Below are 14,132 nucleotides of genomic sequence, written 5' to 3'. Positions count from 1 at the left end.
GGGTGAGAGCCTTTCGGCTCCCGCGGCTGCGCAAGCGGCTATGGGGATCGACAGCGGCCATCGCCCTGCTCGCTGGCCCCGCGGCATTCCTGCTGAGTGGGCTGCATCCGCTGCTGGCCGGTGCGGTGGCGGGGCTGGCACCGCTTATCGGCGGCCTGCTGCTGGATCGGCGCGTGACCCGTCCGCTGAGTGCCACCGAGCGCGGGGCCGGGATAATCGCCGGCTCCAACCCCGGCCATCGACTGGAGCTGCCGTCGCGGCACTGGCTGGGTCGCCTGCCCGAGACCATCGAGCAGCTCGGTGGCACCCTGGCGCGCAGTCGCCGCGAGATGGAAGAAGCCGCCTCGGCCTGGACCACCCGCATCGAAGCCCGCAAGGCCCGGCTCGAGACCATCCTGCGCGAGATCCGTGAAGGCGTCGTGGTCTGCCGGGATGATGGTCGCATCACCCTCTACAACCGCACCGCGCGCGTGCTGCTGGACGCCGAACCGGCGCTGGGTCTGGGGCGCTATCTGCATGAAGTCCTCAACGACGGGCCGCTGCGGCATGCGCTGAGCCTGATCGATCCCTCCGCCGATGCCGCGAGCAACGCCGATACCGAACTGGTCTGCGCGACCGCCAGTGGCGAGCGACTGCTGCGCTGTCGGGTGGCGCGGCTGATCACCGACGATCCGGGGACCGACGGCTTTGTCATCACCCTCACCGACGTCTCGCGCCAGACCCGGGCGGTGCTGCGGCGCGAGCAGAGCCTGCGCGAGGCGGTGGAGTCGCTGCGCGATCCGCTGACCAGCCTGTGCACCGTCAGCGAAAGCCTGCGACTGGCCCAGCAGGCGCAGATGGGTGAGGACGCCGAGCGCTTCGGGCGCATGCTGCATGAAGAGACCCGACGCCTGACCGATGCCTTCGCGCACCTGTCCGATGAGACCGCCTCGATGGTCACCGATAACTGGCGGCTGGAGGACCTGCACCTCGGCAGCCTGATCGCCGGCATCAAGAAAAACGCCGCGGGAGGCCGGCTGCCCCGGGTGCAGTGCAGCGCCGATGTGTGGGTGTCCGCGGAACCCTATCTGCTCAGCCAGGTGATCGAGGCGCTGCTGATGCGTCTGGCCGATACCCTGGCGGTCAGCGCCGTCGCCGTATCCGGACGCGGCCAGGGCAGCCTGGTCTATCTGGATATGAACTGGTCGGGCGACGTCGTCAGCCCCGATCAGCTCGACGAGTGGCTGGATGCGGGCCTCGATGATGTCGGCGGGACGGTGACCCTGCGCGAGGTGCTGCAGCGTCATGACACCACCGTGTGGAGTCAGCCGGACCTGTCACGGCCCCATCGGGCGCTGCTTCGACTGCCACTGCCCGGTGCGCCGGCGAAGACCGAGGCGCCCACCCCGGTCGCCGCGCGGCCCGAGTACTACGACTTCGCCGCCGACGAGGCCGAGCCGGTGCGGGCGCTGGGCGAGGCGGCCGACACCCGGCTCGGCGATCTCGACTATGTCGTCTTTGACTGCGAGACCACGGGCCTCGAGCCCGGTCATGGCGATGAAATCGTCGCCATCGGTGCCGTGCGCATCCACCAGGGGCGGGTCATGCACGGCGAGACCTTCGAGCTACTCGCCAACCCGGAGCGTCCGATCCCGGCGCTGGCATCAAGCATTCATGGGATTCATGACGAAGACGTGGCCGATGCCCCGCCGGTGGACGAGGTGATCCGGCGCTTTCATGCATTCGCCGGCGACGCCGTGTTGGTGGGCTTCAACATCGCCTTCGACATGCGCTTCCTGCGCCTCAGGCAGCGCCGCTGCGGGGTGCGCTTTGATCATCCCACGCTCGACGCCCTGCTGCTGTCCATCCTGCTGCACGACCACACCGGCGAGCACACCCTTGAAGGCGTCGCCCGGCGGCTGGGGGTGGGCGTCGGTGGGCGTCACACCGCGCTGGGGGATTCGCTGACCACCGCTGAGATCATGATCCAGCTCTTCGGACTGCTCCCCGAGGCGGGCATCAACCGGCTTGAGGAGGCGATTGACGCCCAGGAAAAAATGGTCGAGTTCCGCCGCCAGCAGCGCGCCTTCTAGACATGAAAAACCCCCGGGGCCCGAGGGACCGCGGGGGTTCTGACCGACCGTCCGGGCGGGACGATAGCGGTAATCAGCTCTCGGCCTCTTCCTCGCCAAGCGCCTTGATGCTCAGGCGGATACGGCCCTGGCGATCCACCTCGAGGACTTTCACCCGCAGGTTCTGACCCTCGGCGAGCTCGTCGGAGACGCTCTCCACCCGCCGGTCCGAGATCTGCGAGATGTGCACCAGCCCATCGCGACCGGGGAGGATGTTCACGAAGGCGCCGAAGTCCATCAACTTGATGACCTTACCCTCATAGACCTGTCCGACCTCGACGTCGGCGGTCAGCAGCTCGATCCGGCGCCGAGCCTCCTCGCCGGCCGCCTTGTCCACCGATCCGATGGTGACCACGCCCTCATCGGTGATGTCGATGGTGGTGCCGGTCTCCTCGGTGAGCTGGCGGATGGTGGCGCCGCCCTTGCCGATGACGTCCCGGATCTTGTCCGGATCAATCCGCAGGGTGATCAGTCGCGGCGCGTAGGCGGACATCTCCTCGCGATGCTCGGCGATGACGCCGTTCATCTCGCCGAGGATATGCAAGCGCCCGTCGCGGGCTTGGCTCAGGGCCTGTTCCATGACCTCGCGGGTGATGCCATCGATCTTGATGTCCATCTGCAGCGCCGTCACACCACTATCGGTGCCGGCCACCTTGAAGTCCATGTCGCCGAGGTGATCCTCGTCACCGAGGATGTCGGTGAGCACGGCAAAGTCATCGCCTTCCTTGATCAGCCCCATGGCGATACCGGCCACCGGCGCCTTGATCGGTACGCCGGCGTCCATCAGCGACAGACTGGTCCCGCAGACCGACGCCATGGAACTCGAACCGTTGGACTCGGTGATCTCGGAGACCACGCGCACCACGTAGGGGCAGTCCTCGGGCTCTGGCATCACTGCCTGGACGCCGCGCTTGGCGAGCTTGCCGTGGCCGATCTCGCGGCGCTTGGGCGTGCCCATGAAGCCGGCCTCGCCGACGCTGTAGGGCGGGAAGTTGTAATGCAGCATGAACGGCTCGCGGCGCTCGCCCTCAATGCCGTCGATGATCTGCGCATCGCGGCCGGTGCCGAGGGTCGTGACCACGATCGCTTGGGTCTCACCGCGGGTGAAGATCGCGGAGCCATGGGTACGCGGCAGCGACCCGACCTCGATGTCGATGGGCCGCACGCTCTGGTTGTCCCGCCCGTCGATGCGCCGCTCGCCGGCGAGGATCCGACCGCGCACGATGGTCTTCTCGAGGGCCTTGAAGGCATCACTCACGGCTTCTCCGGACCAGCCCTGCTCGCTGTCGTCGGCGGCGACCAGCGCCGCGTTGACGGTCTCGCGCACACTGGCGACGGCCTCCTGCCGGGCCTGCTTGTCGGCCACGGCATAGGCGTCGGTCAGCGGCTTCTCGGCGTGCTCGCGCACCCGCTCGGCCAGCGTCTGGTCGGCCGTCTCCGGTGACCAGTCCCAGCGCGGCTTACCGGCCTCGGCCGCCAGCTCGTTAATGGCCGTGATGGCCGACTGCATCTGCTCGTGACCGAACAGCACCGCGTCGAGCATGGTCTGCTCGGGCAGCCGGTCGGCCTCGGACTCGACCATGAGAACACCCTGCTCGGTGCCCGCCACCACCAGGTCCAGTGCGGAGTCCTCGAGCTGCGAGATCGCCGGGTTGAGGACGAATTCGCCATCCCGATAGCCGACGCGCGCGGCGCCGATAGGCCCATCGAACGGAATGCCGCTGACCGCGAGCGCCGCCGAGGTGCCGATCAGTGCCGGGATGTCGGGATCGACCTCGGGATTCATGGAAATCACCGTGGCGACGACCTGCACCTCGTTGGTGAAGCCGTTGGGGAAGAGCGGCCGGATCGGCCGGTCGATCAGACGACAGACCAGGGTTTCCTTCTCGGACGGCCGGCCCTCGCGCTTGAAGAATCCGCCGGGGATCTTGCCCGCCGCGTAGGTCCGCTCCTGGTAGTTGACCGTGAGCGGCAGAAAGCTTCGTCCGGGCACGACTTCGCGCTTGCCGACGACCGTGACAAGGACAACGGTATCGGCCATGTTGACCATGACCGCCCCGCTCGCCTGCCGGGCAATCCTGCCGGTCTCGAGCGTGACGTTGTGTTCCCCGTATTGGAAAGATTTTTTGACGGCAGTTGGAGTCACTGAGTTTTATCCCCTGGTCTTCTGTGGAGCGGCTTACTTACGCAGGCCGAGTCGCTTGATCACCGTCTGATAGCGCTCGAGGCTCTTGCGGTGGAGATAATCCAGCAGCTGCCGACGCTGATTGACGAGCTTGAGCAGCCCGCGGCGGGAGTGATGGTCCTGTTTATGGGTGGCGAAATGATCGGTGAGGTACTGGATCCGGGCGGTGAGAAGCGCGATCTGCACTTCCGGGGATCCGGTATCGCCTTCCGCCCGCCCGTAATCACGGACGATCTCCTGCTTCTGCTGCGCGCTGAGCGACATCAATGACTCCTGAATGAAAAACTGATTAACAACAACTCGATATTCTATCCGTGGGGGCGTCGCTGAACAAGCAAACGCCGGGGCGCGACGCCGCGGTCGCCGGCGCGCTCACCCATGCCAAGAAAACCCTCCGCCTCGGCATAGACCCGGCAGAGCCCGGTCGGCGCCGTTTCGTCGGCCGCCAGGGCTACCGCCTGCCCCTGGCAGAAACGCGCCGATTCGCCGCTGGGGAGCGTCACCGCCGGATAACCGCGCAGTCCGCGGTCGGCCGGCAGGAGGCAGGCATCCAGCGCCCCGGAACCGCTCTGGTAACGCTGCTCAAGGGCGTCGAGGGTCCACATGCCATCACCGTCGAAGGGCCCCAATGCGGTGCGCCGCAGCGTTTCAATGTGGGCGCCGCAGCCCAGTGCCTCGCCGATATCGGCGGCGAGGCTGCGGATGTAGGTGCCCTTGGAGCAGCTGACCGTCAGCCGCAGCCGGTCGGCCTCGATCCACTCGCCGGTCAGCGAGTGAATGGTCACGGGCCGGGGCGCCCGCTCCACCGTCCGGCCCTCGCGGGCCAGCTCGTGCAGGCGACGCCCCTGATGCTTGAGTGCGGAGACCATGGGCGGGACCTGCTCGATGGGCCCGCGGAACCGCGCTAGCACCGATTCGAGGTCGCCCGCATCAACGGCGGGCACCGGCCGTTCATCCAGCGGCGTTCCATCGGCATCGGCGCTATCCGTGACCACCCCCAGGCGCACGGTCGCCACGTAGGCCTTGTCGGCATCCAGCAGCCAGCCACTGATCTTGGTGGCCTCACCGAAACACATCACCAGCAGTCCCGTGGCCAGCGGATCGAGATTGCCGGTATGCCCCGCTTTGCGGGCGTCCAGCCAGCCGCTGACCCGTCTCAGGGTCTGATTGGAGGTCTGCCCGGCGGGCTTGTCCACCGTCAGGATCCCGTCCACCGCGCGGCCCCTGCGACGCCCCATCGCCCCGGGTCAGTCCGAATCCCGCGAGCCCGGCCCGTCATCCGGCTGGACATCGTCGATCAGGCGGTTGAGCCGCGCACCCCGCTCGAAGGTGGGATCGTACTGAAAGCGCAGTGTGGGCACCTTGCGCAGGGTCAGTCGTTGTGCGAGCTGATGGCGCAGAAAGGCGCCGGCGCCGGTCAACACCCGGACCATGTCTCGGGATTCATCGGCGTCCATCCCCAGACCGGTGACGAACACATCGGCGTAGGAAAAGTCGCGGCTGACCTGGACCTCCGAGACGGTGACCGACCCCACGCGGGGATCGCGGACCTCGTCCCGGATGAGCCCGGCCAGCTCGCGCTGGATCTGGTCGCCGACGCGGCGGGCCCGTGAGAAGTCCCGTGGCATCCCTAGAGGGTCCGCTCGACGGTGATGCGCTCGTAGCACTCGATCTGGTCACCGGCGCGCACGTCGTTGTAGTGCTTCACGCCGATGCCGCACTCGGTGCCCGACTGCACTTCGCGGACGTCGTCCTTGAAGCGGCGCAGCGATTCGAGCTCGCCTTCGAACACCACCACGCTCTCGCGCAGCACCCGGATCGGGTTGCGACGCCGCACGACGCCGTCCACCACGAGGCAGCCGGCGATCTGGCCGAGCTGTGACGAGCGGAACACCTCGCGCACCTCGGCGGTGCCGATGATGTTCTCGCGGGTCTCCGGCTCAAGCATGCCGCTGATGGCATTGCGCAGCTGATCGATAGCGTCGTAGATGATGCTGTAGTAATGCGGCTTGACGTCGTTTTCCTGCGCCAGGCGCCGGGCCTTGGCATCGGCACGGACGTTGAAGCCGATCAGCAGGGCTTCGGAGGCGATCGCCAGGTTGACGTCGGACTCGTTGATCGCGCCGACGCCGGTGGCCACGGGTACGATGCGCACCTCGTCGGTGGACAGGTTGGCCAGCGACTGGGTCAGCGCCTCGACCGAGCCCTGCACGTCGCCCTTGATGACCAGATTGACGGTCTTCACCGCCTCGTCCTGCATCGAGTTGAACAGCTCGTCCATCTTGGCCGCCTTCTGCGCCTGCAGGCGCTTGTCGCGGCTCTTCTCGCGGCGCCGGTCCACCAGCTCGCGGGCCTTGCGCTCGTCCTCGACGGCCAGGACCTCGTCACCGGCTTCGGGCAGCCCCGAAAGCCCCAGGATGACCACCGGTGTCGATGGCCCCGCCGATTTCACGCGCTCGCCCCGCTCGTCGAGCATGGCGCGGACACGACCGAACTCGGTGCCCGAGATGATCGTATCGCCCTGCTCGAGGATGCCGTTCTGCACCAGAATGGTCGCCACCGGACCGCGGCCACGATCGAGGCTGGATTCCACCACCACGCCCGAGGCCGGGCAGTCGCGGACGGCCTTGAGCTCGAGGAGCTCCGCCTGCAGCGCCACCGCCTCGAGCAGTTCCTCGACGCCCTGGCCGTTGATCGCCGAGCAGGGAATGAACTGCGTATCGCCGCCCCATTCCTCGGGGACGACTTCGCGGGCCACCAGCTCGTTTTTGACGCGATCGGGATCGGCCTCCTCGCGGTCGATCTTGTTGACCGCCACCACCAGCGGCACACCGGCCGCACGGGCATGCTTCACCGCCTCTTCGGTCTGCGGCATGACGCCGTCATCGGCCGCCACCACCAGGATGACCACGTCGGTGACCTGCGCCCCGCGGGCCCGCATGGCGGTGAACGCCTCGTGACCGGGCGTATCGAGGAAGGTCAGATCGCCCCGCTCGGAGTGCACCCGATAGGCACCGATGTGCTGGGTGATGCCGCCCGCCTCGCCGGACGCCACTTTGGCACGTCGGATGTAGTCGAGCAGGGTCGTCTTGCCGTGGTCGACATGGCCCATGATGGTCACCACCGCCGACCGCGGCTCTTCTGTGCCCTCGGGCTCGGTGGTCTGACTGAGCACCTCATCCTCGAGGTCGTCCTCGCGCACGATGTGCGGGCGATGCCCCAGCTCTTCGACCAGCAGGACGGCCGTGTCCTGATCGATCGCCTGGTTGATGGTGGCCATCACACCCTGCTTCATCATTTCCTTGATCAGGTCCGCCGCCTTGACGCTCATGCGCTGGGCGAGATCGCCCACGGTAATGTTCTCGGGCACCTGAACATCGCGCACCACCGGCGCGGTGGGCTTTTCAAACCCCTGCTGGAGTGCCGAGCTCGCTGCACCGGCGGCGCCGCCCTTGCGCGCCCGCCGGCCACCGGACTCGGCCTTCTTGCGTGCCTTGCCCTTGCCGCGCGACGCCTTGCGGGCGGCCCGCTCCTCGGCCTCCCGCTCGCGCTTGGCCTCGGCCTCGAGGCGCTTGCGCTCCTTGTCGTCCTCGATTTCCTTGTTGCGCGCCGCTTCCGACTCGGTCTTCTGCGTCTGCGCCTCGAGATCGGCCGGCGACTGGGCCGGCTCAGCGGCGGTTTCGCTGCCGGCGGTCGCGGACTCGGCGTCGGCCGCGGTGCCACCCTCGGCGGCGCGCGCCTCGGCCTCTGCGGCTTCCGCCGCCTCGCGGGCCTGCCGATCGGCCTCGGCCTGGGCCGCCGCGTCGGCCTGGCGCTGGGCCTCGGCCTGACGCGCTTCCTCGGCGGCCGTCACGTCCTGCTGGAGGACACGCTCGAGCACCTGGACATCCTGCTCGGCGGCCTCGGCCTCGACCACGCTGCGCTTGACGTAGGTCCGCTTCTTGCGCACCTCCACGTTCACGGTCCGCCCGGCGCCGGCGCCGCGGCTGCCCCGCGGACTGCGCCGCTCACCGCCGCCCGAGGGCATCTTGAGCTGACTGTGACTGCGCCGCTTGAGGGTGATCTGCGACGGTCCACCGTCTTCGCTGTCATCGCGCCGACCGTGGGTCTTGCGGATATGCTCGAGCAACGCGGACTTGTCCGCATCGGAGAGCGTCGCGTCGGGATCATCGCTGGCCAGCCCCGCCTCGCGGAGCTGGATCAGCACCCGATCCAGCGGCACGCCCGTCCTGTCTGCAAAATCCCGGACTGTGCTCTGCGCCATATTCAATACCTCCGTCCCGGCTTTACCGAGATTAGTCCTGACCCTCGCCGGCGTCGGCGAACCAGGGCTCTCGGGCCTTCATGATCAGCGCTCCTGCGCGCTCCGCATCAAGACCTTCAATATCACTTACATCATCCACCGACTGCTCGGCCAGGTCCTCCATGGTCTGGATTCCCCGCGCGGCGAGCTGCTCGGCGACGGCCGTGTCCATACCCTCAAGCCCGAGCAGGTCCTCAGCCGGCGCCTCCGCCGCTGCGGCTTCGGCTTCACGCTCGGCCAGCACGTCGCGGGCGCGCTGCCGCAGTGCGTTGACGAGGTCTTCGTCAAAGCCCTCGATCTCGAGCAGCTCGACCACCGGTACATAGGCGATTTCCTCGAGACTCGAGAAGCCCTCCTCGACCAGCAGCCCGGCCAGATCCTCGTCCACATCCAGCGACTGGGCGAATCGATCGACTAGCTCCGCCGCCTCGGACTCGCTCTTGGCCTCCGCCTCGGAAGCGGTCATGACGTTGAGCTCCCAACCGGTCAGCTCACTGGCGAGGCGGACGTTCTGCCCACCACGACCGATGGCCTGGGAGAGCTGATCCTCGCCCACGGCGATATCCATGCTATGGCGATCCTCATCGACGACGATGGACTCCACCTCGGCCGGTGCCATCGCGTTGATGACGAACTGGGCGGGATTCTCGTTCCACAGGATGATGTCGATGCGCTCACCGGAGAGCTCGTTGGACACGGCCTGCACTCGCGAGCCACGCATCCCCACACACGCCCCCACCGGGTCGATGCGGCTGTCCAGCGCATTCACCGAGATCTTGGCGCGCAGGCCCGGGTCGCGGGCGGCGCCCAATATGTCGAGCAGCTCCTGGCCCACCTCGGGCACCTCGAGCTTGAACAGTTCGACGAGAAACTCCGGTGCCGAGCGGCTGGCGAACAGCTGCGGCCCACGGGCCTCTTCACGCACCTCGCGCAGCCAGGCCCGCAGTCGGTCGCCGGGGCGCACCGCCTCCCGCGGGATCATCTCCTCGCGGGGGATGAACGCCTCGGCATTACTGCCCAGATCCAGAAACACGTTGCCCCGCTCGACGCGCTTGACCACGCCCGAGATCAGCTCACCCGTGCGATCGCGGTAGGCCTCCACCACCTTCGCGCGTTCCGCGTCGCGGACCCGCTGGACGATCACCTGCTTGGCGGTCTGCGCGGCGATACGGCCGAACTCCACGGACTCCAGCGGCTCCTCGATGGTGCCGCCCACCTCGACCTCGGGGTCGATGACACGGGCCTCGCTGAGCGTCAGCTGCTGATCGGGATACTCCTGCTCGGCGTCATCCTCGACCACCTCCCAGACACGGAATGTCTCGTAATCGCCCGTGCGCCGATTGACCGAGACCCGGGCACCGATCTCGCCCTCATGGCGCTTCTGCGTCGCCGAGGCAAGAGCGGCCTCGATGGCCTGGAAGATCACTTCCTGCTCGACACCCTTCTCGTTTGCGATCGCGTCGACCACCAGCAGAATTTCCTTGCTCATCGTCTACCGTTCTCCGATTGGATTACGCCGCGGCTTACGGCTCCAGCTCAATATGTGCATTGTCGATGGCCTCCAGCGGCACGACCCGGCGGCCGTCCTCGGACGCCACCGCCACGCCCCCGTCGGTCAGCCCCTCAAGTCGACCGCTGATCCGGCGCTGCCCGTCGATCCGCTCGCGAAGCCGCAGACGCACTGTCTCGCCGGCGAACCGCTGGTAATCGGAGGACTTGAAGACCGGGCGATCGAGCCCGGGAGAAGAGACCTCGAGGTGATAGTCCCCGGCAATGGGGTCTTCAACGTCGAGCACCCCACTGACCTGATGGCTGACCCGGGCGCAGTCATCGACGGTGATGCCCGCCGGAGCGTCGATGAATACGCGCAGACAGGCATCGCGCCGGCCGGGCTGAAACTCCAGGCCGACACATTCGTAGCCCAGTCCTTCGATGACCGGCTCAAGCAGTTCAGTAACGTGTTCGGGCGCTTTCATGTCTGTTCGTATCCGGTCCCTGCCGGAACAAAAAATGGGCCCGAGGCCCATTTCAACGCCGGCTGTCGCGACTGCAACACCGGCAAAAAAAAAGGCCGCAAGCGGCCTTCTCGAAGATGCCTAATTGGTAGCGGGGGCAGGATTTGAACCTGCGACCTTCGGGTTATGAGCCCGACGAGCTACCGGACTGCTCCACCCCGCAACCGACTCGACGAATGTTAGACGCTCCGATCGCATTTTTCAAGACTCGCGACGCCGCCCGCGACGCTGAAGCCGGCGGCGAAGATCGTGATGGTAGATGAATCCCGGCAGCGCGAAGACCGCGAACAGCGACAGGTTCATGACCCAGAACTCCCAGCCCTGCGCCTGCAGCTGTCCCTGGGTGCGGTATTCAAGCCCCGCGGCGATGAGTCCGACCAGACAGAACAGCAGCAGCCATTCCACCAGCCGGATCCATTCCGACTTACCGCGTGCGGGCGGCGTCCCGACGAACGCCACCCGCTCGCTCATCCAGGGCAGGTTGGCGGCGATAATGGCCACCACCAACAACGCGATGATCGCTGTCTGCGTCGCCATCGTCGGGTCAGAGCCCCAACGCGATCCGGCAGATTTCAATCAGCCGGTCCGGGAACAGCCCAAGCAGCAGGATCGCGCCGCCGTTCAGCGCGACGATGACCCGCTGGCCGGCGGGCGCTTCGATCGGCACTGGCGACTCGAGCCGGTCAAAGTACACCGCCTTGAGCACCCGCAGGTAATAGAACGCCCCGATGACGGCGAACACGACCGCTACCACCGCCAGCCATATCATGCCGGTGTCGATGAGCGACTGCAGCACCAGCCACTTGGCATAGAATCCCACCGTGCCGGGGATGCCGGTCATTGAGAACATGAGCAGCAGCATGACCAGCGCGAAGCCGCTATGGCGGTCGTTGAGCCCCCGCATGTCGTCAATCATCTCCGCCTCGAACCCGCGCCGGGAGAGCAGGATGATCATCCCGAAAGCGCCACTGGCCATGATCCCGTAGCTGATCGCATAGAACAGCGCCGCCGAATAGCCCTCGGGCGTCCCGGCGATCAGGCCGAGGAACAGAAAGCCGATATGCGAGATCGTGGAGTAGGCCAGCATGCGCTTGAAGTTGGTCTGCACCAGCGCGAACAGGTTGCCGACCGCCAGCGACCCGACCGCCAGCAGCACGGCCATTGCCTGCCACTGATCATGCAGATCGCCCAGCCCGTCCACCAGCAGACGGAGAAACAGCGCCAGCGCCGCGATCTTGGGCGCGGTGCCCAGGAATGCCGTGGCCGAGGTCGGCGCGCCCTGATAGACGTCCGGCAGCCACATGTGAAAAGGCGCGGCACCAAACTTGAAGGCGACCCCCACCAGCGCGAAGGTCATGCCGAAGGCCATGAGCAGCAGATTATCGCCGGCCGCCGCGTGACTCGCGATGGTGTCGATCAGCAGACTGCCGGAAGCGCCGTAGATCATCGACATGCCATAGAGCATCATCCCCGACGACAGCGCGCCCAGGACGAAGTATTTCATCGCCGCCTCGGCACCGATGCGGCTGTCACGGTCGAAGGCGACCATGGCATAGAGACTGAGCGAGAGCATCTCGAGTCCGACGTACAGGACCAGCAGGCTGCTGGCCGATGCCATGACGAACATGCCCAGATTGGCGATCAGCGCCAGCAGGTAGAACTCGCCCTTGAGCAGATCGCGCTGGCGCAGGTAATCACGACTGTAGCCAAGAGTGACCATGGACAGACCGGCCACCGTCACCTTGAGCACCGCGGCGAGGCTGTCACTGACGTACATGCCATTGAAGGTGATCGCCCGCTCCATACCCCAGTGGGTGTAGAGCGCGAGACCGATGGCCCCCAGCAGCGTCAGCTGGGTCAGAAAGAACGCAAGCCGGCTCTGCTGGCTGCGGTCGAACAGATCGGCGATCAGCACGACACAGACCATCACCCCCAGCCAGATCTCCGGGGCGGCCATCGCGAATTGCGGCATTTCGAAATTCATTATCGTCCTCTGGCCTGCATACTAGAGAGCGGGCATCACGATGCCCAGAAGCGCTTCCAGCGAAGGCGCCATGACATTGATCAGGGGGGCCGGATACACGCCGAAGAACAGCACCACACCCACCAGGCTGCCGAGCAGCAGGCGCTCACGCGCATTGATGTCGCGCAGCTCATCCACCTGCGTGTTCCTGACCTGGCCATAGACCACGCGCTTGATCATCCACAGGCTGTAGGCGGCGCCCAGAATGAGGGTCAGCCCGGCGATGGCCGCATACCAGAAACCCGCCTGGAAGCTTGCGAGGATCACCATGAATTCACCGACGAACCCCGAGGTGCCCGGCAGCCCGGCATTGGCCATGGCAAAGAACACGAACAACCCGGCAAACACCGGCATGCGGTTGGCCACCCCGCCATAGTCGGCGATACGCCGGGTGTGCATGCGGTCATAGAGCACACCGACACACAGGAACATCGCCGCCGACACGAAGCCGTGCGAAATCATCTGCACCAGCCCGCCCTCAAGCGCCAGCAGCGCGCCATCGCGGGTGCCCTCGCCGGCCACGATGCGGAAGATCAGGAAGAACGCCAGAGTGACGAAGCCCATGTGGGCGATGGATGAGTAGGCGATGAGTTTTTTCAGATCCTCCTGCACCATCGCCACCAGGCCGATGTAGACCACCGCGATCAGCGACAGCCCGATCAGCAGCCAGTCCAGCGCCATGCTGGCCTCGGGCGCGATCGGCAGACTGAAGCGGAGGAAGCCGTAACCACCGATCTTGAGCGTGATCGCCGCGAGGATCACCGAGCCGCCGGTGGGGGCCTCGACGTGCGCGTCGGGCAGCCAGGTGTGAACCGGGAACATCGGCACCTTGACCGCGAAGGCGGCCAGAAACGCCAGAAAGATCAGCACCTGGGCCGCGAACGGCAGCCCCAACCCATAGAAATCCTCGATGGCAAAGCTGCCCGCCTGGCCGCGCAGGTAGATCAGCGCGACCAGCATCATCACCGATCCGAGGAAGGTGTAGAGAAAGAACTTGAGGGTCGCGTAGATGCGGTTCGGCCCACCCCAGATGCCGATGATCAGGAACATCGGAATGAGCATGGCCTCGAAAAAGACGTAGAACAGCAGCGCATCGAGGGCACTGAACACGCCGATCATGATGCCTTCCATGATCAGAAAGGCGGCCAGGTACTGGGCGGGTTTGTAGCGCACCACCTCCCAGGCCGCTATCACCACCAGAAGCGTCGAGAAGGCGGTCAGCACCACCAGCGGCATCGAGATGCCGTCGACGCCCAGATAATACTCGATGCCGAAGGACTCGATCCACGGCGCCCGTTCAACAAACTGCATGCCGGCGACGCCGGTCTCGAAGCCAAACCACAGCACCAGCCCCAGGATGAGGGTGAGCCCGGCGACCGCCAGCGCCGACCAACGGGCCCGATCCGCGTTATCGCGCCCCGTCCACAGGACGACCGCGCCGCCCAGGATCGGCAGCCAGATCAACAGGCTCAGCAAAGGCCAACCTCCCAACATG

The 14,132-nt window shown here is 66.4% G+C and carries 11 protein-coding genes and 1 tRNA gene; 1 reads left to right on the top strand and 11 read right to left on the bottom strand.

Translation table 11 applies throughout. The features are described from left to right. The first annotated feature begins 2 nt into the window (after window positions 1-2). Window positions 3-2,072 carry an exonuclease domain-containing protein gene (locus BA899_RS03115; RefSeq protein ID WP_159299680.1) on the top strand — a complete coding sequence of 690 codons (2,070 nt, stop codon included), beginning with the start codon at window positions 3-5 and terminating at the stop codon, window positions 2,070-2,072. A gap of 73 nt (window positions 2,073-2,145) precedes the next feature. Here the strand turns inward: BA899_RS03115 and pnp are convergent, their stop codons facing one another. The 11 genes from pnp to BA899_RS03060 form a co-directional block, all read right to left on the bottom strand. After that, the gene (pnp, locus tag BA899_RS03110; protein ID WP_159299679.1) at window positions 2,146-4,257 is read right to left on the bottom strand and encodes a polyribonucleotide nucleotidyltransferase; all 2,112 of its coding nucleotides are present in this window, start codon (window positions 4,255-4,257) and stop codon (window positions 2,146-2,148) included. Between the two features lie 33 nt (window positions 4,258-4,290). Then, entirely contained in the window at window positions 4,291-4,560 is a 270-nt protein-coding gene (rpsO, locus tag BA899_RS03105) for a 30S ribosomal protein S15 (RefSeq protein ID WP_110883082.1), read from the bottom strand. 44 nt (window positions 4,561-4,604) lie between these two features. Next, the gene (gene truB, locus BA899_RS03100) at window positions 4,605-5,534 is read right to left on the bottom strand and encodes a tRNA pseudouridine(55) synthase TruB (protein WP_159299678.1); all 930 of its coding nucleotides are present in this window, start codon (window positions 5,532-5,534) and stop codon (window positions 4,605-4,607) included. Window positions 5,535-5,543: 9 nt separating this feature from the next. Then, on the bottom strand, window positions 5,544-5,924 hold the full coding sequence (rbfA, locus tag BA899_RS03095) for a 30S ribosome-binding factor RbfA (protein WP_148121799.1): 381 nt from the start codon (window positions 5,922-5,924) through the stop codon (window positions 5,544-5,546). A gap of 2 nt (window positions 5,925-5,926) precedes the next feature. Continuing rightward, window positions 5,927-8,560: a translation initiation factor IF-2 gene (gene infB, locus BA899_RS03090; RefSeq protein WP_110883085.1), complete on the bottom strand. Its 2,634-nt coding sequence runs from the start codon at window positions 8,558-8,560 to the stop codon at window positions 5,927-5,929. A gap of 31 nt (window positions 8,561-8,591) precedes the next feature. Continuing rightward, window positions 8,592-10,088: a transcription termination factor NusA gene (gene nusA / locus BA899_RS03085; RefSeq protein ID WP_159299677.1), complete on the bottom strand. Its 1,497-nt coding sequence runs from the start codon at window positions 10,086-10,088 to the stop codon at window positions 8,592-8,594. Between the two features lie 34 nt (window positions 10,089-10,122). Next, entirely contained in the window at window positions 10,123-10,575 is a 453-nt protein-coding gene (gene rimP, locus BA899_RS03080) for a ribosome maturation factor RimP (protein ID WP_110883087.1), read from the bottom strand. A 125-nt stretch (window positions 10,576-10,700) separates the two neighbouring features. Beyond that, window positions 10,701-10,777: transfer RNA gene (locus BA899_RS03075), tRNA-Met, on the bottom strand. A gap of 38 nt (window positions 10,778-10,815) precedes the next feature. Further along, complete coding sequence (locus BA899_RS03070) at window positions 10,816-11,151, bottom strand: DUF2818 family protein (RefSeq protein WP_144347675.1); 336 nt, start codon at window positions 11,149-11,151, stop codon at window positions 10,816-10,818. A 7-nt stretch (window positions 11,152-11,158) separates the two neighbouring features. Next, entirely contained in the window at window positions 11,159-12,598 is a 1,440-nt protein-coding gene (gene nuoN, locus BA899_RS03065) for an NADH-quinone oxidoreductase subunit NuoN (RefSeq protein WP_159299676.1), read from the bottom strand. 21 nt (window positions 12,599-12,619) lie between these two features. After that, entirely contained in the window at window positions 12,620-14,131 is a 1,512-nt protein-coding gene (locus BA899_RS03060; protein WP_144347676.1) for an NADH-quinone oxidoreductase subunit M, read from the bottom strand. Window position 14,132 lies beyond the last annotated feature (1 nt).

It is taken from the genome of Spiribacter sp. SSL99 (genome assembly GCF_009805925.1).
In the GTDB taxonomy this organism is placed as follows: domain Bacteria; phylum Pseudomonadota; class Gammaproteobacteria; order Nitrococcales; family Nitrococcaceae; genus Spiribacter; species Spiribacter roseus.
The sequence above is the reverse complement of the archived record's forward strand: the minus strand, read 5'-3'. Positions and strand labels throughout refer to the sequence as shown.